Raw genomic sequence first — 18,853 nt, 5'->3', positions numbered from 1 at the left:
GTTGCGCTCGATCAACGACACGTTCGGGCAGGCTCTTACAGTGAATCACTCATCGTCGCCGAGCCCCGCCATGGACGAGCAGCCGCTTTGCACCACCGTGTTCGCCGAACGCTATGCGCGGCCCGGCGAAACGTCTCGCACGGCCGTCTTCCATCGCGTCGCCCGTGCGCTGTCGCTCGCCGAGCCGGCCGAGCGTCGTGCGCAGGTGGAGCGCGCGTTCTTCGTGAACCTGCAGCGCGGCGCGATCGGTGCGGGCCGCATCCTCGCGAATGCCGGCGTGGACAGCGGCGGGACAATGGTCAACTGCTTCGTCCATCCGCTCGCGATTCCTGCCGACACCCCCGTGCAGGCCGTCGACACCGCGCTCGCGCGTGCGCTCGACGACGCACGGGTCACGCTATTGATGGGCGGCGGAATCGGCTACGACTTCTCGCCGGTGCCGCCCGCCGGCGCGTACGAACGGCGCCGGTCAGCCGGGCGCGGCGCATGCGCGGCGATCGAGCGCTTCGATGCGATGTGCCGGGCGCTGCCGTTCGCCGGCCCGCGCCGGGGCGCGCAAATGGGTGTGCTGCGCTGCGATCATCCGGATCTCGCCGAATTCGTCGCGGCCAAGCGCGGACGCGCGCTGGCCGACGTTCAACCTGTCGGTCGGCGTCACGGACGCGTTCATGGAGGCGGTCCGGCATGACCTGCCGTGGGCGCTCGTCCATCACGCGCCGCCAGGCTGCGCATCCGGCACACCGCTTCAGCGGCCGGACGGACGTTACCTTTACGCGACGGTTCCGGCCCGCGCGCTCTGGCATGAGATCGTCAACGCCGCGCGCGACAGCGCCGAACCCGGGCTGCTGTTCCTCGACACGATCCGCGCCGCGAATCCGCTGCGCGAGCACGAACGGATCGACGCGACGAACCCGTGCGGCGAGCAGCCGCTGCCGCCCTACGGCAGCTGCGTGCTCGGGCCGATCGACCTGTCGCGGTTCGTTCTTTACCCGTTCGGTGTCGACGGCACGCCGCGCTTCGACCTCGCGACACTCGCCGACGCGGTGCGCATCCAGGTCCGCCTGCTCGACAACGTGCTCGACCTGACCGCGTGGCCGCTCGCCGCGCACGAGCACGAGGCGCGGCGGACGCGGCGCATCGGGGTCGGCGTGACCGGGCTGGGCGACGCGCTGACGATGCTGCGGCTGCGCTACGACAGCGTCGAAGCACGCGCGCTTGCACGGGGAATCGCGCTGACGATGCGCGAGCATGCGTTTGCCGCATCGGCCGCGCTCGCCGCCGAGCGCGGCGTGTTTCCGGCCTACGACCCGGCCGCCTATCTGACCGGCCCCGCGCATCGCATGCTGTTGCCGCTGAAGGTGCATCACGCGATCGCGCGGCACGGGCTGCGCAACAGCCATCTGCTGTCGTTCGCGCCGGCCGGCAGCGTGAGCCTCGCGTTCTGCGACAACTGTTCGAACGGGATCGAGCCGGCCGTCGGCTGGACGCAACGCCGCATGGTCCGCACCGCGGACGGGCTGGTCCGGCCGTTTCGTGCGGAAAATCACGCGTACCGGCTGTTTCGCGAACTGCATGGCGACAACGTGAAGCTGCCGGGCTATTTCGTCACGGCGGCGGATATCGCGCCGGCCGATCACGTCGCGATGCTCGCGGCGCTGCAGCCGTGCGTCGACGCCGGCATCTCGAAGACCGTGACGATGTCCGGCCAGTGTTCGCTCGCGGAGGTCGACGCGCTGTTCTTCCAGGCGTGGCGCGACGGGCTCAAGGGCATCACGGTCTTCCGGCCCGATCCGCGGCTCGCGTCGGTCGTCGCCGATGACGCGGCGCGCGCGGCGCGACGGCCCTGTCTGCATCGGTTGTTGAACGATGCGATGGCCGGCGGCAAGCGTCCGACGCGATGGCGGGCGGCGGGCGGCGGTCGTTCCTTCAGGCGGAAGCGCTCGTGGTCGCTTCCGTGTCGGCTTCGGCCTGACGGGGCGTCTCGCCGGCATCGTCCGGCGGCGTGATGAGCGCCACCAGCATGTCGTGATCGATCGATTCGTGCTGCAGCAAGCTGCGCGCGATCCGTTCGAGTGCATCGCGGTGTTCGCCAAGCGTTGCCGTGACCCGCGCATGCGCATCCGCGAGCAGCATGCGCACCTCTTCGTCGATCAGTTGCGCCGTGTGCTCGCTGCAGTGGCCGTCGCCCGGTGTCCACACGCCCGGCGCCCCGCCCTGGCGTGCGCCATCGTCGAGGGTCGCGAGGCCGATCTTCTCGCTCATCCCGTACTGCATCACCATGTGACGCGCCAGCGCGGTCGCGCGTTCGAGATCGTTCTGCGCGCCGGTCGACACGTCGCCGAACGCGATTTCCTCGGCCACCCGCCCGCCGAGCAACACGTCGAGCCGGTCGAGCAGCTCGCTCCTGCGCAGCACGTAGCGATCCTCGGTTGGCACTTGCTGCGTATAGCCGAGCGCCGCGATGCCGCGCGGGATGATCGACACCTTCTTCACCGGGTCGCAGTGCGCGCGGCTTTGCGCGACGAGCGCATGCCCCGATTCGTGGTACGCGATGGTCCGCTTCTCCTGTTCGTTCATCACCCGGCTCTTGCGCTCCATGCCCGTCATCGCGCGATCGATCGCCTCGTCGAAATCGGCCATCCCGATCGCGGGCTTGCCGAGTTCGGCCGCATGCAGCGCGGCTTCGTTGACGACATTCGCGAGATCGGCGCCGACGAAGCCCGGCGTGCGCGCCGCCAGTTCGGCCAGGTCGACTTCCGCAGCCAGCTTCACGCGCTTCGAGTGCACGGCCAGGATCTGCTTGCGGCCGGTCAGGTCCGGCCGGTCGATCGCGATGTGCCGGTCGAACCGTCCGGGGCGCAGCAGCGCGGGATCCAGAATCTCCGGCCGGTTGGTCGCGGCCATGATGATGACGCCCGAATTGGCCTGGAAACCGTCCATCTCGACGAGCAACTGGTTGAGCGTCTGCTCGCGCTCGTCGTTGCCGGACATCAGGCCGACACCGCGTGCTTTGCCGAGCGCATCGAGCTCGTCGATGAACACGATGCACGGCGCTTTCTGCTGCGCCTGCTCGAACAGGTCGCGCACGCGGGCCGCACCGACGCCGACGAACATCTCGACGAACGCCGACCCGCTGATCGAGAAGAACGGCACCGCCGCCTCGCCGGCGACCGCGCGGGCAAGCAGCGTCTTGCCGGTACCGGGCGCGCCGACGACGAGCACGCCCTTCGGAATCTTGCCGCCAAGCCGCTGGTAGCGCTCGGGGCTGCGCAGGAACGCGACGATCTGCTGCAATTCGGCCTTCGCCTCGTCGATGCCCGCGATGTCGTCGAACGTGATGCCGGTTTCCTGCTGCGCATACACGCGGGCCTGGCTTTTTCCCATGCCGCTCAGGTCCCGCATTCCGCCCGGCCTGCGCATCATGAAATTCCAGATCACGACGAAGCCGATCAACGGGAAGATCCATGCTGCCAGCGTCCCGATCCAGCCCGTATCCGTCGCGCCGTGATAGCGAATGCCGGCGGCCGTCAGCGCGGTGACCAGATGGTCGTCGCTCACCCGGTTCGTCGTGAAGCGCCACGGCGGTCCGGCCTCCTTCACCTCGGCCGCGTCGGACGCGGGTAGCGCGGCGCCAGCTTCCGGCATGCGCAGCGTGCCCGAGATCGACGACTGGCCGATCTCGAGATCGTCGACGAGCTGTGCGTCCATCAGGTGGTGAAAATCGCTGTAGGAAATCGACGTCGCCGCCGGCTGGCGCGCCAGCAGTTGAACCGCGACCAGCACGGCGAACGCGATCGGAATCAGCAACCCGGAATAGTCGAATGATTTTTTCATGGGATCGAACCTGGCCGGCGGACGTCCACCCGCTCACGCATCGTCGCGCTTCCATTGCGCGCGCAGCACGTCCTCGCTGTCGCGATAGTTGAGCGCGAGATCGCCGTGATGCGCATGCAGCAACGCTTCCGCCAGGCGCCGGATCATGTGCACGCCCGTCGTCCTGACGATGAGCGCATCGGCGGATTGCTCGATCTCCATGATGCGCTCGAGCGCGTGCTCGCTCGTCTCCATCTCGGCCTGACGCTGGAGCAGCTCGAGAATCGTGGACCGATGCGCGTGCAGGTACGCGCCGTGCAACATCAGTTCGCCCGCCGGCACGTTCTCCCGTATGCGCTTGCAGGCCGGGCATTCGAGCTGGCGCCGGTCGAGCGGGGTCGCGTACCAGGTCCAGCGGCCCGCGTCGCAGACGGCGCCGCAGCCTTCGCAGATCCGGTCGCCTTTCGGCCGCTTCGGATCACGGTAACTGTCCTTCGTATGCGGCTGCATGCGCTTGTCGCGGCGCAGATGGTTTCGGCCGGAGCCGGTATTCGAACGGTTCATGGCTGCTTCTCCTGGTAATGGACAACACAGGCAAAACGGTCAGGCAACGGTCAGCCGGTCGACGACCTCCCGGACGCCCCGGACCGATCCCGCCGCGCCGCACGCGGCGCGCCGTTCCGCCAGCGACGCGACCGTACCCGTCAGCGTGACGATGCCGTCGGTTGCGTCGATCGAGATGCCGGCGGATTCGCGCTGCGCGCGACGCGCAAGCGCGTCGGCGATCCGGGCGCCGACGTCCGGCACGGTATGATCGGCGCGCACCCGGATGCGGTTCGCCACGCCGACGACGCCGATCATCCGGCTCACCATCGCTTCCGCCGCACGGCTCTGGAACGCATGATCGACTTCGCCGTCGAGTGTCACGCAGCCGTGATCGACCTCGACGCTGATCTTGTGATCGCGCAACGCCTCCTGCCAGCCGAGCGCGAACGTGATCGCGATCGCCAGTTCCTGGTCCGCGCAGGCATTCTCGGGCGGGGTGACGTTCACTTCGAGCGCCAGCGCGCGCATCGGCGACATGCAGCGCCGTTTTCTGGGCCTCGAGCTTCTGGGCCCAGCTGTTGACCGTGCCGCGCAACGTCACGATCCGGTCGTGGACCTCGACGTCGATCCGGCTTGCATCGATCGCCGGATTCCAGAACAGCGCCTGCTCGACATCCTGCTTGAGTACTGCATCGGACTTCATGTCGGTCTCCCGTCGGCTCGTGCCGGCCGCGAAGCGTGCGACCGGATGCGTGCTGCACCACATTCAGCATCGCGCACGGCCGCGCCGGCGGCTTGACGAGGATCAATCAACGACCGGCTTGCGGCGGAGGCTACCGGGCATCCGAAGGCCGATTTTGTCCGTTGACGCAGATCAACCGTGCGACGAAGCGCGACGCGATCATGAGTACGCCAGACGTCGTGCAGGCCACGGCAACCGGGCCGTTTCGCATCCATACGACCGTCGACGCCCACCGCTTCCCGGGAGACCGTCATGATCCGCAAGCAATACCGCATCTTTCTCGCGACGCTCAGCGTGTTCATCGCGATTGCGTCGCTGGCCGGTATCGTTCACGGGATGCTGTTCGACGAGGCGGTTTTCAGGTACTCGATCGTCACGCTGATCTCCAGCATCCTCGCGTTCGTCGTGCTGCTCAATCCCGGGCCGGGCGACCGCCCGTGACATGCAACGCGCGGTCCGGTAGCCGCGTCAACCGAGGGGCCGATCGACACGCATTCCCGCCCGGGTGACGCAGCTCAAGGGGAGGCCCGGCAATCGTCGGATATAAGTGAATCCGACGCAGCGACGCCTTGAAGGCGGCGCCATCCCGTATTCGACGAGGCATTCCATGCGCGCTGCCGCGCCTCCCGCTCACTTTACCCCTGCCGAGATGACTTGATCGGCTCGCCCGTGGCATCAGGATTTGTCCGTTGATACAGATCAACCGGGACGGAGCGCGGCACGCGATCATGGCGCCATATCTTGCGCAAGCAGCGGCGGCGGCTGTTGCGGTAAAGCCATGCCGCCGACGGCCGCTTCCCGGGAGAACCTCATGAGTCGACAGCACTATCGAAGCGTTCTTGCGACGCTATGCGTGTTCATCGCTCTCGCGTCGCTGCTGGGCGTCGTGCACGCGATGCTGATCGACGCACGGGTGGTCCCGTACGCGATCGTCACGCTGGTCTCGGGCGTCGTCGCGTTCGTCGCGCAGATGAATCCCGGGTCGGCCGGGCGCTAGCGGCACGGCCCGGACGCGCCGGATTCACCATCATGAACGGCATCCTCCGCCTCGCGTTCAAGCTGCTCGTCAACGACAGCGCGAAATTCACCGCGCTGACCGTCGGCATCACGTTCTCGGTGCTGCTGATGATCGAGATGACGTCGCTGTTCGCCGGCATCCTGAACAAGTCGTCGGCGTCGGTCATCAATATCGGCGCGAAGGTCTGGGTGATGGACCCGGCCGTGAAGACGATCGCGAACAGCATCGGCATGCCCGGCTACGTGCTCGACGCCGTGCGCAGCATCGACGGCGTCAAGTATGCGGTACCGCTCTATTCCGGCGGCGCGCTGGTCAAGCTGCGCTCCGGCACCTACCAGGCCGTGACGGTCGTCGGCCTCGACGACGCCAGCCTGCTCGGCCGCCCGACGATGCTGCAGGGCCGCATCGAGGACATCTACGCGGAAAACGGCTTCATCGCGATCCAGGATCCCGAGTTTCCGAAGCTCGAGAATCCGTCCGTCGGCACCGATTTCGAGCTGAACGATCATCGCGGCGTGATCGTCGGCATCGCGAAGGTCGCTGCGAGCGGCCTGTTCGGCACGCCGACGCTTTACACCACGTACGCACGCGCGATCCGCTACATTCCGTCGCCGCGCTTCACGACTTCGTACATCCTCGTCGAGCCGAAGTCGGATGCGGAAATTGCACACATCAAGGCCGTGGTGACGTCGCTCGGCTATCGCGCGTACACGCGCGACGAATTCATCGCGCAGATCGCGCGCTTCTACAAGTACGAGACGGGACTCGGCACCAACATCATGCTGATGACGATCATCAGCTTCATCATCGGCCTGTCGATTTCAGGGCAGACGTTCTATGCGTTCATCCTCGAGAACCTGGACAAGTTCGGCGCGCTGAAGGCGATCGGCGCGAAGAGCCGCGAGCTGGTCGCGATGATCCTGTTCCAGGCGACGTTCACAGCGCTGACCGGCTACGGCATCGGCGTCGGGCTGTGCGTGCTGATGATCACGATCGCCAAATTGCGGATCCCCGACTACGCGGCGCTCATTACGTTCGGCAACCTGGCGCTCGCGTTCGGGATGGTGGTCGTGATCGCGGCGATCTCCAGCTATCTCGGCGTGCGGCGCGTGCTGCGCATCGAGCCGTTCGACATCTTCCGGGGCTGACGATGAAGCACGTCGCGATCGACGCACGCGGCGTCAGCAAGTGGTTCGGCGAAGGCGACGCTGCTCAGCGTGATCTCCGGCATCCTGCGACCGGACGACGGCTTGGTGTCGATCGACGGCGTCGACCTGTGGGCGCAGCCGAACAATGCGATCGCCGATTTCCGGCTGAACCGGATCGGCTTCGTGTTCCAGGACTATCACCTGTTTCCGAGGCTCACGACGGCGGAGAACGTCGCGATCCCGCTGATCCTGAAGCGCCGGCCGTGGGATGACGCCATCAAGGAAGCGCATACGTACTTGGACGTCGTCGGACTCGCGAATCGCGCGCAACTGCCGCCCGTCAAGCTGTCCGGCGGCGAACAGCAGCGCGTCGCGATCGCGCGCGCGATCGTCAGCCAGCCCGACCTGCTGATCCTCGACGAACCGACCGCGTCGCTCGACGGCGACACGGGCCGCATGATCATCGACTTCGTCAAGCACCAGGTGCTGAGCGACACGCGCTGCATCGTGATCGTCACGCACGATGCGCGGATCTTCGAGTATGCGGATCGCATCCTGAGGATGGAAGACGGCAAGCTGAGCGGCATCGTGCGCGGAGGTGCGCGATGAAGCACAGGCTCGTGTTCGCGGCGGCACTCCTCGGCTTCCTGGCAAGCCTCGTTGCCGCGTGGGTGTACAGCCGCCAGGAGCCGCCGCAGCCGCCGGTGTTCAAGCCGGCCGCCAATCCGTACGCGCGCGGCGTCTATGCGAACGGCATCGTCGAGAGCGAACAGCCGGCCGGCGCGAACGTGAACGTCTATCCGGACGTGTCGGGTGCGGTGACACGCATCCTCGTACACGACGGCGATCCGGTCAAGGCCGGCGACGCGCTGCTGACGATCGACGATTCGGTGCAGCGCGCGACCGCCGCCCAGCTCGCGGCACAGGCCGATGCGGCCACCGCGCTGCTCGACGAGCTGAAGGCTCAGCCGCGCCGCGAGGTGCTCGACGTGGCCAGTGCGCAGACGGCGGCCGCGCAGGCGAGCCTGAAGCTCGCACAGGACCAGTACGACAAGCAGCGGCACGCGTACGACATCGATCCGAAAGCCGTCAGCCGCGACGCGCTCGACACCGCCGCGAACGCGGTGCGCGTCGCGGCGGCCAACCTGGATGTCGTGACGCGGCAGTATCGTCTGACGAAAGCCGGCGCGTGGCGCTACGACGTGCTCAACCAGGAAGCGCAGGCCGTCGCGCTGCGACGCGCGGCGGATGCGGCGGCCGCCCTGCTCGCCCGATACACGCTGCGCGCGCCTGCGGACGGCACGGTCCTGGCAATGAACGCGGCCGTCGGGTCGTACCTGACCTCGCAGGGGCTCTTTGACACCTATACGCGGGGCAGCACGCCGGTTGCGGTGCTCGGCACGCCAGTCGACCGGCTGCAGGTGCGCTGCTACATCGACGAAATCCTGATCCATCAGCTACCCGACTTGCATGCGTTGAAGGCGCACATGTTCGTGCGCGGCACGTCGGTTGAGGCCGATCTCCAGTTCGTGCGCGTGCAGCCGTACGTCACGCCGAAGATCGAATTGTCGGACCAGCGCACTGAGCGCGTCGACGTGCGCGTGCTGCCAGTCATTTTCCGTATCGTGCCGAACAGGAATGTGCGGCTGTTTCCCGGGCAGATCGTCGATGTCTACGTCGCAGCCAAATAACTCGCCCCGTCTGGCGCATGCGCCACGCCGCCGAACCGGTGCGGTGATCGTCGCCGTGCTGTTCGCGGGATGCACGGTCGGGCCGAACTTTGTCCCGCCGCCCGCGCCGCGCGTCGCGCGCTTCGTGCCGCCTGACGGGCCGGGCGCGATAACCGGCCCGTGGACCGGCGGCGGCCGCACGCAGGCATTGTCGGCGGACGCGGCTCTCCCGCGCGACTGGTGGACGCGCTTCGGTAGCCGCGCGATCGACCTGACCGTCGACGAAGCGCTGACCGGCAGCCCGACGCTCGATCTCGCGGAAGCGACGCTGCGGCGCAGCGAGCACGCGCTGCGGGCTGGCCAGGGTGTCTTTTTCCCGCAGGTGGACACGCAGGCCGGCGCGTCGCGTGAGCGCGCCACGCCGCTGCGCACTGGCCAGACGGTGCCGGCGTCGGTCTTCAACCTGTTCACGCTGTCGGCGACGGTCAGCTATACGCTCGACCTGTGGGGCGGCGAACGGCGCCAGATCGAGGCGCTCGCGGCCGGCGTCGATTCGCAGCGCCAGGCGCTGGCCGGCGCGTACCTGATGCTGACCGCCAACGTCGTCAATACGATGGTCGCGCGCGCCGCCTATCGTGACGAAGCCGCGGTCACACGCGAAATGATCGCGCTGCTCGACGAGCAGATGCGCCTGACGCGCGCACAGGTGACGGCCGGCGCGGCGGCCTACGTCGCGGTGCTGACGCTGGAATCGCAGCGAGCGTCGCTCGAAGCGACGCTACCCGCGCTCGACCAGAAGCGCGCGCAGGCCGACGACCTGCTTGCGCTGCTGGCAGGCCGCTACCCGGTCGACTGGCAGACGCCGGACCTATCGCTCGACGGGATCGAACTGCCCGCCAGCCTGCCCGATACGGCGCCGTCGTCGCTGGTGCGCCGCCGTCCCGACATCCTGCAGGCGGAAGCCCAGCTGCACGTGGCCAGCGCGCAGGTCGGCGTCGCGACGGCCGCGCTCTACCCGAACCTCACGCTGTCCGCGTCGGGCAGGTTCGACAGCATCGTCGCCGGCAAGCTGTTCGCGCCGGCTGGCCGCGCATGGAGTGTCGGCACCGGACTCACCGCGCCGCTGTTTCATGGCGGCACGCTGCTGAACCAGCGGCGTGCCGCGCAGGATGCGTACGCCGAAGCCGATGCGACCTATCGGCAGGTCGTCCTGTCGGCGTTCTCGCAGGTGGCCGATACGTTGCGCGCGCTCGCGAACGACGCGACAGCGCTCGATGCGCAGGCGCGCGCGATGGCCGCGGCCCGCGATGCGCTGAAGCTCACGCAGGCCGGCTACGACGCGGGGATCGCCGGCTACGTCCAGCTGCTGGTCGCCGACGTGCAATATCATCAGGCGCGGATTGCGTGGCTGCAGACGGTCGCACAGCGTCTGCAGGACACGGTCGCGTTCTACGTCGCGCTGGGCGGTGGCTGGGGCGAAGCCGGCTGACGAGCGCGTCGCGCCCGGCATTCGGCCCAATTCAGCCCGTCTGGGCGACGACGTCGGGCCGCTGCCACGGCGGCAGTTCGGCCCAGCCGAGCGAGCCGTAGACGGTCCCGCCGGCGGCCTCGATCGTTTCGACGAACGCGGCGAGCGTTATCCCGGCCGGAACGATCAGCGTCATCGCGTCGATGAAATCCTCGCTGCGCAGCCGTGGCGCCGCGCCGTGGTTGATCTGCTGGACGCTCCACGGGTGGCCGTGCCGCCCGGCCTCGGGCGGTAGCAGGCTCGGCGCTTCGACCGCAACCCGCAGCAACTGCGCGCGCGAATCGCTATACGGCGGCTTCGCGGCGTTCTGGTAGGGCACGTCCGCCCAGTCAAACATCATCGCAAGCAAGTTCGCCTCGCTGCGCGCTCGCATTCGCGCGCTTCGCTTCCAGGGCTGCTCGTCGCGCATCGCGCGCGCAGCGCACGGTAACGGGCGCTTGATGTGGGTCAACGGGCGCCGGACGGTTGCTGACAGGATGAAATGGCGTACCGCCGCTGGCCGGCTCCCTGGAGATTGCCGAATGATATCCGTTACCCCCGTTGCTGCAAGCCCCCGCCTCGACGATCGACTGCGGTCGCTGCTGGGCTATGCGGTGCTGGCGCCGTCCAGCCACAATTCCCAGCCGTGGCGCTTCCTGGTCAACGGCACCACGATTTCGGTCTGCGCGGACCGCGTTCGCGCGTTGCCCGTGGTCGATCCGTTCGATCGCGAGCTGATCATCAGCTGCGGAGCGGCATTGCTCAATCTGCGTGTCGCGCTCAATCATGCAGGGCTCGCGTACACGATCAGCACGTTTCCTTCCGAAGTCGACCCCGATCTCCTTGCGCTCGTGCGCGTGTGCGACGACGGCTATTCCGATGCGTCCCTCGGCGCACTGTTCGACGCGATTCCGGACCGCGTCACGACACGCGCGCCGTTCGAATCGAGCCCTGTGCCCGAAGACATCCAGCACGAGTTGATCGCGGCCGGTGTCGCGGAAGGCGCCGAGGTCGCGTGCGTCGACTCGATCGCACGCCGCGCGCGCATCGCCGAACTGGTCGCCGAGGCCGATCGTCAACAGTTCGCGGACCCGCGCTTCCGGCGCGAGCTGGCGAGCTGGATCGATCCGCGCCGGCACGTCGACGGCATGCCCGCATTCGCAGCCGGCGTGCCGACGTTGCTGGACTTCGCCGCACCCGTCGTGACGATGGCGGTGCGAACTTTCGATCTCGGCAACGGCCTCGCCGCGCTGCATCACCAGCTCGTCGGCGCGTCGCCGTTGATCGTGTGCATCGCGACCGTGCGTGACGATCGCGAAGCGTGGCTCGCCGCCGGCCAGGCGCTGGAGCGGATCCTGCTCGTCGCGACGCGCGCGGGTTATACCGCGTCGTACCTGAACCAGCCGATCGAGACGGCCGGGCTGCGCGCCCACCTGTGCCACATGCTCGGGCTGCGCGGTGAGCCGCAATTGCTGCTGCGTGTTGGGCGCGGCCCGCATATGCCGCATTCGCCGCGTCGCCCGCTCGACGAAGTGATTTCCTTCATGTGATCTCGACGAGAAAACGAACATGAGTGTCATGCGTTGCGCCGTCTTCTGCGCGATGGCCGTGACGGCCGGCATGGCCGCCGCGCAGACGGCCGTGCCCGAGCCGACCGAACTCGTCGACGTGCAACACTGCATGTTCTGCCATATGCCCGACATGACGTTCCTCGGGCCGTCATTCCACGAGATTGCGCAGCGCTACCAAGGCGATCCGAATGCCGGCGCGGAACTGGACCGCAAGCTGCGCGTCGGCAGACCGCCTGCACTGGGGCGGCACGCCGATGCCGCCGGCGATCGATCGCGGCGGGCCGCTGTCTGCCGACGACGCGCATCAGTTCGTGCAATGGGTGTTGAGCTAGTGAGCGGCGCGCGTCCCGTCCATTCATGCCGACCATGACCCGACGTGCGCCCGCAGGCATTGCGCAAGACAGCACGCGCCACCGTACTGCACCCGGCGCAACGATCGCGAACGCGCGCAGCAAACGGCCGGCCACGCGGCCGGATGCTATCGCCGGCAACAACGGTATCCTCCGCATCCCGCGTCGCTCGCGGCGCGTCGCCCAGCGTTCGAGCTGCACGCCCGCCGATGACAGATGCGGCGCTGCCGCAGCGCGCGAGCATGCGAGGCATCCGGCTGCAACTCAACTACTGGAAAGCAGGAGAGCGCCGGCAGATCGAACGAATCGGCCATGCAGTCGTGATCTACGGCAGCACGCGCATCGTTGCACCTACCGTCGCGAATGCGCGGCTGGGCGAAGCGAATCGCCTGCTCGCTGAGCGCCCGCACCACTCGGGCAGATCGCGCACGTTCGCGATCGCCAGCCGGCTCGCCGAGGACAGCATGTATTACCCGTCGCGCGCGAATTCAGTCGTATCGTCGCGCGTGCCGACCGCTGCACGCGCGCCGCACCGCCCGCGATCGTGACGGGTGGCGGCCCCGGCATTCTGGAAGCCGCCAACTGCGGCGCGTACGAGCGAGGCGCATCCAGCGCCGGCTTCAATATCGAGCTGCCGCTGGAACAGGCGCCGAATCCGTACATCACACCCGATCTCTGCTTCCGGTTTCACTACTTCGCCATCCGCATGCTGCAACTGCTCGAGCGCGCGAAGGCAGCCGTCTTTTTCCCCGGCGGCTACAGCAGTTCGACGAGCTGTTCGACGAGCTGTTCGAGGTGCTGACGCTGCTACAGACGCGCAAGATCGCGCCGCTGCCGGTCATCCTCGTCGGCGAGGCGTACTGGGGGTATTCGTACGAATACCCCGTAATCCTCCCAAAAAGCCGCCCCCGTGGAAAACGGGGGGATTACCGTATCGCGTCGCGTTCAACATCCTCCGCGCGCGTCGGAGACGCCCGCTGCAATCAGGCTCTTCGCCACTTCCCGCAGAAGATGCTCGGTTAATGCGCCTGCGCCGTTCCGGGCAAGGCGTTGCAGTTCGATCAGGTCTTGTGCCGCGCGGCTCATGATGGCCTCCGTTCGCGTGTGTGACGCCGGAAATAAAGTTGCTGGTTCGACAAGAGAGCATCCAGCCACTTAAGCCTCATGCAATGTTCGTTCACGGAACCGGGCACGAAGGCGTCCGCTGTGTGGGTCTCGCTACCCGCCTCGGAACGAGGTTCGATCACGTCGGACGAAAAATGTAAAACGTTTGTTGTGATGAAAGTATCGGCGACAGCCGGCGCGATTCAAATCGCCGGACGCTGATCTTCACGTCATATTTTTGCGGTCCGTCGTGTAGGGATTCGCCGACAGGGTTGGTACGGCACTGTCACGTTGCTAGGGATGATCGCGTAGGATGGCGGAATGACGAACGGCAAGTCACTCTACCGCGGACACCGTTTCCCGGCGGCGATCATCAACTGCGCCGCGCGCTGGTATTTCCGCTTTCAACTCAGCCTGCGCGAAGTCCAGGAGCTCCTGTTCGAGCGTGGCGTTGTAGTGAGCCACGAAACGATTCACCGCTGGCGCGACAAAATCGGCGCCGGCTTCGCCCATCGCCTCACGGCCGAGCGACGCGCGCCGGACCACACCTGGCACCTGGACGATATAGTCGTGACGCTGGGCGACGAGTCTTGGTTGCTGTGGCGCGCGGTCGACGAGTATGGCGCCGGGCTCGACATCCTATTGCAGAAGCGGCGAGACACGGCGGCGGCCAAGCGCTTCGTAAGCCCCCCGGTAAAGGCACCGCGGAGCGCTATCAGACAGTAGCGACGCCACGCCTGAAATTCTGTCTGAGCCTGACAAGCTCGTGGAGTGAATGAGGCGTGAGTCAGCGGATTTCATAGGGGCCCGCAGCGAACAAGGCTGCAACAAGGCCGAATATAGAGCTGCAGCCCATCCTGTTCGTCAAAACCTCGAAATCCTGGCGCAAAGGGGGGCGTTCATGTAGACAGAATTAATTTGCTCTACGATTTCCGGTTTAAATACGACAAGGGGAAGCCGACGGAGCGGACCGTGGGCGAGGACGGTCGCGAACTGACCGAATGTTGCGATGCACAACGACACCCGGTATAATTTTTGGTTCCCCTTTCTGCGCGCACCAGAATCCGCAAGAGGCATTCCAGCCTCGACTGTCCGTGCGCCATCCCACGATCTCGTTCGCACCCAACAAGCTTGACCAGCCTGTCACGTCCGCGACGATCGTCGGCCAACTTGTCGAGGAGAATGTATTGGCAAACCCAGTTCGCAACGGTTCAGCATCCCGAGTGATCGCGGTCACGTCAAAGACCAGCCGCCGCAGCCCAACGGAAAAGACGTCGGGCGTCGCAACACCGCTGGACGTGGCATCGATGGCGCGCCAGGACGAGGAGCGCCAGCGGCAGATGCGCGCGATGATCGCCCTTGGCCGCGAGCGCGGCTATCTGACCCACGCGGACATCAACGACCACCTGCCCGACAACTTTACGCAAACGGCTGCGATGGAATCGATCGTCAGCACGTTCAGCGAAATGGGGGTGGCCGTCTACGAGCAGGCGCCGGACGCGGAGGCACTCCTGCTGAGCGACGCCGCGCCTGCTGCGGCATCCGATGATCAGGCGGACGAGGAAGCGGAAGCCGCACTGTCGACCGTCGATTCCGAATTCGGCCGCACGACCGATCCGGTACGGATGTACATGCGTGAAATGGGTGCCACCGAGTTGCTAACCCGCGCGGGCGAAATCGAGATCGCAAAGCGTATCGAAGGCGGCCTGCAGGACATGATTCAGGCAATCGCGGCGTGCCCGTCGGTTGTGTCGACCATTCTTGCCGATGCGGACCGCATCGCTGCCGGCGAACTGCGTATCGACGAACTGGTCGCTGGTATTAGCGACGCTGCGGAAGAAGGCGAAGTGACCCTGGAGTCCGATGACGTCGAGGCGGAAGAAGACGCCTCCGACGATGACACGGACGGCGACGACGTTGACGCGGACGCTGGGGATTCCGAGAAAGCGAACGCGGCCCGCCTCGAAAATCTCACAAACGACAGCCTTGCGATTTTCGCGCGGGTGCGTGCCCTGTTCGAGCAGTTGCCGGATGCGCCCATTAACGGCAAAGCGCGTTCCGCAGCAGTTGCGCAAGTGTGCGCGGAGATCCAGCGCGAACTCGTGCCGATCCGCTTCACCGCCAAAACTATCGACCGCCTATGTGCCGGCGTGCATGAACAGGTGACCGAGGTTCGTGCAATCGAGCGCAGCATCCTGGCAATCGCCGTCGACCGCTGTGGCATGTCACGCGAGGCGTTCGTCGAGTCGTTTCCGGGCCACGAGACCGACCTTGAATGGACCAGCCGCACGGCGGCGACTTCGCGACAGTGTGGCGCGGCACTCGAGCGGCATCTGCCGGCCATCCAGGCCGGGCAGCAGAAGCTCATCGACATCGAGGCCAAGGTCTCACTGCCACTCCAGCAGCTCAAGCAGATCAACCGCCAGATGAGTACCGCAGAGTTGAAAATGCGGCAGGCCAAGCGGGAGATGATCGAAGCGAACCTTCGTCTCGTCATCTCGATTGCCAAGAAATATGTGAACCGCGGCATGCAGTTCCTGGATCTGATCCAGGAAGGCAACATCGGCCTGATGAAGGCAGTGGACAAGTTCGAATACCGGCGCGGTTGGAAGTTCTCGACTTACGCGACCTGGTGGGTCCGGCAGGCAGTCACGCGTGCGCTTGCCGATCAGGCACGCACCATTCGCGTGCCGGTCCACATGATCGAGACGATCAACAAGCTAAACCGGATTTCGCGTGAATACCTGCAACAGACCGGGCAGGAAGCGCATCCCGCCGTCCTCGCCGAGCGCATGGAGATGTCCGAGGAGAAAGTGCGCAGCATCCTCAAGATCGCCAAGCAACCTGTGTCGCTCGAAACCCCGGTGGGCGACGATGCCGACGCGACGCTCGGCGACATGATCGAGGATGCCTCCGCGAGCTCACCGGTCGAGGCCGCGACTCATGCGAACATGCGCGTGGCGATCGATGAGGCACTCGACGGGCTGTCGCCGCGCGAGGCCAAGGTCTTGCGGATGCGATTCGGGCTCGACACGACTTCTGATCACACGCTCGAAGAAGTCGGCAAACAGTTCGACGTGACCCGCGAGCGGATCCGTCAGATCGAGAGCAAGGCGATGCGCAAGCTGATGCATCCAAGCCGCGCGGACAAGTTGAGACCCTTTCTCGAGCATTGACCCAAGGCGGCAGTGCGCCCGCCCTTTCGACGCCTCGCCCCAAACGCGCAGCGATCATGCATGGGCCTGATCGCTGCCCTGACAGCCCGCGGTCGCGTAGCGGAAAACTTACAGCGGCTTGATGTTTGCCGCCTGTTTCCCTTTGGGACCCTGCTTGACGTCAAAACTGACCTTCTGGCCCTCTTGAAGCGACTTGAAGCCGCTTCCCTGAACCTCGGAGAAGTGCGCGAACAGGTCATCGCCGCCGTCGTCCGGCGTGATGAACCCAAAACCCTTCGTATCGTTAAACCACTTGACGGTACCTGTTGCCATGTTCTGAAAGTTCCACGAATGTCTAGTTGCAGATGACGCCTCCGGCCTGCGCCCGGCGTGCGGCTACCTTGTATCACAGGTAAGCCGGCGTCGACAATCTAGGCTTGCTGCATCAACATCGCGACCTCCTTGGGTCAGTGGTAATACTCGGGCCCGCGCACGTTCTCGTGATCGGGCGAATGCCATTCGGTGGACGGAATCGGGAGCATCGGCTGTCGGTCCAGGCCGGATTCGAGGATCGACAGCACGGAGCGACGGGTCGGTGATCCGATCACGAGCGCCCGCTGACAGGCGGCTTCCAGCCGTTCCTTGCCGTACTTGCGTGAGAGCGACAGGAGTCCGAGACAGGCGCGGTACCCCATCTCGGGATGGGGCCGGTTGGTCAACAGATGTTTGACGATCGCCTCGGCGCCGGGACCGACCGAGGCACCCCAGTTCAACAACCGGCCTGGCGTCCATTCCATGTGGGCACGGTGCGCCGCCGGCATGTGCTCGGGCAACGTCGTATGCTTGTTCCGGAGTCGGCTGCGGGCGTGAGCGGCAACGCGCTTGCCGCGGTGCAGGATCTCGACGCCGTGGCGCGTCACGCGGGCATAGACTTCCTGACGCACGAGGCTGTGCGGGACGCTGTAATAGTGGTGATCGACTTCGACGTGGTAGTCGATGTTGAGCTTCCCTCGGTTTTTCGCCTTCCAACGGTTCCGAGTTATGCGGCCACATCCTTGGTCTGCTGAGCTTTGATCCAATCCCGAAGGAACCGCTCCGGGGAAACAAAGCCGAGCGACGAATGACGACGACTGCGGTTGTAAAACACTTCGATGTATTCGAACAGATCGGCCTTCGCGTCCTGATGCGTCCGGTAGCGCGTAGCGTGAACCCGTTCGTTCTTCAAGCTGTTGAAGAAGCTTTCCGTCGGGGCGTTTTCCCAACAATTTCCCTTGCGGCTCATCGAGCAGCGCATGCCGTATGCGATCAGCTTGCGCTGAAACTCGTGACTCGCGTATTGGCTGCCCTGATCCGAGTGGCACAGTGCGCCCGGCGCAGGTCGACGGCGAAACCAAGCCATTGTCAGCGCGTCCGTCACGAGATCCGCGGTCATGCGCGGCTTGATCGACCAGCCCACCACTTCTCGGTTGAACAGGTCGAGCACCACGGCCAAGTACAGCCAGCCCTCGTCGGTCCAGATGTACGTGATGTCCGATCTGAACACCTGATTCGGCTCGGCGGGCGTGAACTCACGATTCAACAGATTCGGCGCAACCGGCAGCTTGTGCTTCGAATCGGTCGTCACCCGGTAGCGGCGCTTGTGCCGGGCCCGGATACCGTTCTCACGCATCAGCCGTTCCACGCGCTCCTTGCTGGCCGGAAAGCCGCGCTCACGGATTTCCTCGGTCATGCGCGGCGAGCCGTATGCTCCCTTGACCTCAGCGTGCACCGTGCGGATCAGCGTCAGCAATTGCGTGTCCGTCAGTCGCGTTCGCCCCAGCGTACCGCCGCGCTTCCATGCCCGATAGCCGTTCACGCTGACCGACAGCACACAGCACAGCGACGACAGTGGATATTGCCCGACCTGCCGGTCGATCCAGGCATACCTCACAGCAGGTCCTTCGCGAAGTATGCTGCCGCTTTTTTTGCGATCTCAAGCTCCATCTGCAGGCGCTTGTTTTCCGCTCGCAGACGAGACAGTTCCATCTGCTCCGGCGTGACCGGCCTTGCTTCGGCGCCGCTGAGCTTGCCCGATGCCTCGGCCTTCACCCAGTTGCGAAGCGTTTGCTCAGAAATGCCCAGCTCACGGGCCACCACGGCTACTCCCTGGCCATCCTTGACCCGCCGTACGGCGGCCAGCTTGAACTCCGCCGTGTACACTTGTTTCGGTACCTTGAACATGCCTGACTT

General features: G+C 65.9%; 14 protein-coding genes and 7 pseudogenes. 13 read left to right on the top strand and 8 right to left on the bottom strand.

Going from position 1 to position 18,853, the window contains the following annotated elements:
- Window positions 1–70 precede the first annotated feature (70 nt).
- Window positions 71–1,863: pseudogene (locus tag DM992_RS35775) on the top strand (adenosylcobalamin-dependent ribonucleoside-diphosphate reductase).
- A gap of 63 nt (window positions 1,864–1,926) precedes the next feature.
- Here DM992_RS35775 and ftsH read toward each other — a convergent pair.
- The 3 genes and pseudogenes from ftsH to DM992_RS35760 form a co-directional block, all read right to left on the bottom strand.
- Window positions 1,927–3,834: an ATP-dependent zinc metalloprotease FtsH gene (gene ftsH / locus DM992_RS35770; protein WP_105393378.1), complete on the bottom strand. Its 1,908-nt coding sequence runs from the start codon at window positions 3,832–3,834 to the stop codon at window positions 1,927–1,929.
- A gap of 33 nt (window positions 3,835–3,867) precedes the next feature.
- Window positions 3,868–4,377, bottom strand: coding sequence for a BCAM0308 family protein (locus tag DM992_RS35765; protein WP_105393379.1), 510 nt, complete (start codon window positions 4,375–4,377; stop codon window positions 3,868–3,870).
- Between the two features lie 39 nt (window positions 4,378–4,416).
- Window positions 4,417–5,002: pseudogene (locus DM992_RS35760) on the bottom strand (BON domain-containing protein).
- On the opposite strand from DM992_RS35760, the gene DM992_RS43130 reads away from it, so the two are divergent.
- From DM992_RS43130 to DM992_RS35730, 7 genes and pseudogenes are all read left to right on the top strand, one after another.
- Entirely contained in the window at window positions 4,895–5,158 is a 264-nt protein-coding gene (locus tag DM992_RS43130) for a hypothetical protein (protein ID WP_239511550.1), read from the top strand. The pseudogene DM992_RS35760 and the gene DM992_RS43130 overlap by 108 nt on opposite strands.
- Window positions 5,159–5,353: 195 nt before the next feature.
- Window positions 5,354–5,542: a DUF2964 family protein gene (locus DM992_RS35755; RefSeq protein ID WP_105393380.1), complete on the top strand. Its 189-nt coding sequence runs from the start codon at window positions 5,354–5,356 to the stop codon at window positions 5,540–5,542.
- 370 nt (window positions 5,543–5,912) lie between these two features.
- Entirely contained in the window at window positions 5,913–6,098 is a 186-nt protein-coding gene (locus DM992_RS35750) for a DUF2964 family protein (RefSeq protein ID WP_105393381.1), read from the top strand.
- 32 nt (window positions 6,099–6,130) lie between these two features.
- Entirely contained in the window at window positions 6,131–7,267 is a 1,137-nt protein-coding gene (locus DM992_RS35745; protein WP_111020939.1) for an ABC transporter permease, read from the top strand.
- Window positions 7,264–7,876 (top strand): annotated as a pseudogene (locus DM992_RS35740) (ATP-binding cassette domain-containing protein). The gene DM992_RS35745 and the pseudogene DM992_RS35740 overlap by 4 nt, the downstream one beginning before the upstream one ends.
- Window positions 7,873–8,958, top strand: a complete 1,086-nt coding sequence (locus DM992_RS35735) for a biotin/lipoyl-binding protein (protein ID WP_105393384.1) — start codon at window positions 7,873–7,875, stop codon at window positions 8,956–8,958. Before DM992_RS35740 ends, DM992_RS35735 begins: the two are co-directional and overlap by 4 nt.
- Window positions 8,936–10,426, top strand: a complete 1,491-nt coding sequence (locus DM992_RS35730; RefSeq protein ID WP_105393385.1) for an efflux transporter outer membrane subunit — start codon at window positions 8,936–8,938, stop codon at window positions 10,424–10,426. Before DM992_RS35735 ends, DM992_RS35730 begins: the two co-directional genes overlap by 23 nt.
- Before the next feature lie 31 nt (window positions 10,427–10,457).
- Here the strand turns inward: DM992_RS35730 and DM992_RS35725 are convergent, their stop codons facing one another.
- On the bottom strand, window positions 10,458–10,805 hold the full coding sequence (locus DM992_RS35725) for a hypothetical protein (protein WP_239511530.1): 348 nt from the start codon (window positions 10,803–10,805) through the stop codon (window positions 10,458–10,460).
- Between the two features lie 181 nt (window positions 10,806–10,986).
- Between DM992_RS35725 and DM992_RS35720 the strand changes: the two genes are divergently transcribed.
- The 3 genes and pseudogenes from DM992_RS35720 to DM992_RS43125 form a co-directional block, all read left to right on the top strand.
- Window positions 10,987–11,994: a nitroreductase family protein gene (locus DM992_RS35720; protein ID WP_111020938.1), complete on the top strand. Its 1,008-nt coding sequence runs from the start codon at window positions 10,987–10,989 to the stop codon at window positions 11,992–11,994.
- A gap of 19 nt (window positions 11,995–12,013) precedes the next feature.
- Window positions 12,014–12,347, top strand: a pseudogene (locus DM992_RS35715) (cytochrome C).
- Between the two features lie 34 nt (window positions 12,348–12,381).
- A pseudogene (locus DM992_RS43125) lies at window positions 12,382–13,229 on the top strand (LOG family protein); the annotation flags it as partial.
- A gap of 81 nt (window positions 13,230–13,310) precedes the next feature.
- Here the strand turns inward: DM992_RS43125 and DM992_RS42480 are convergent.
- The gene (locus DM992_RS42480; RefSeq protein ID WP_111020937.1) at window positions 13,311–13,451 is read right to left on the bottom strand and encodes a hypothetical protein; all 141 of its coding nucleotides are present in this window, start codon (window positions 13,449–13,451) and stop codon (window positions 13,311–13,313) included.
- 339 nt (window positions 13,452–13,790) lie between these two features.
- Between DM992_RS42480 and DM992_RS35700 the strand changes: the two are divergent.
- Window positions 13,791–14,150, top strand: a pseudogene (locus tag DM992_RS35700) (DDE-type integrase/transposase/recombinase); the annotation flags it as partial.
- A gap of 626 nt (window positions 14,151–14,776) precedes the next feature.
- On the top strand, window positions 14,777–16,645 hold the full coding sequence (gene rpoD / locus DM992_RS35695) for an RNA polymerase sigma factor RpoD (RefSeq protein ID WP_239511535.1): 1,869 nt from the start codon (window positions 14,777–14,779) through the stop codon (window positions 16,643–16,645).
- Window positions 16,646–16,753: 108 nt separating this feature from the next.
- Here rpoD and DM992_RS35690 read toward each other — a convergent pair whose 3' ends face one another.
- From DM992_RS35690 to DM992_RS35680, 3 genes and pseudogenes are all read right to left on the bottom strand, one after another.
- The gene (locus DM992_RS35690; RefSeq protein ID WP_059610410.1) at window positions 16,754–16,957 is read right to left on the bottom strand and encodes a cold-shock protein; all 204 of its coding nucleotides are present in this window, start codon (window positions 16,955–16,957) and stop codon (window positions 16,754–16,756) included.
- Between the two features lie 134 nt (window positions 16,958–17,091).
- Window positions 17,092–17,631: pseudogene (locus DM992_RS35685) on the bottom strand (IS21 family transposase); the annotation flags it as partial.
- 32 nt (window positions 17,632–17,663) lie between these two features.
- A protein-coding gene (locus DM992_RS35680) for an IS3 family transposase (protein WP_111020936.1) occupies window positions 17,664–18,844 on the bottom strand; the annotation gives its coding sequence in 2 pieces (ribosomal slippage) (window positions 17,664–18,592 and window positions 18,592–18,844; 1,182 coding nt in all).
- Window positions 18,845–18,853: the final 9 nt, after the last annotated feature.

It is taken from the genome of Burkholderia sp. JP2-270, assembly GCF_003233675.1.
Classification (GTDB): domain Bacteria; phylum Pseudomonadota; class Gammaproteobacteria; order Burkholderiales; family Burkholderiaceae; genus Burkholderia; species Burkholderia pyrrocinia_C.
Note: the sequence above shows the minus strand (reverse complement) of the source record. Positions and strands in the feature narration are given on the sequence as shown.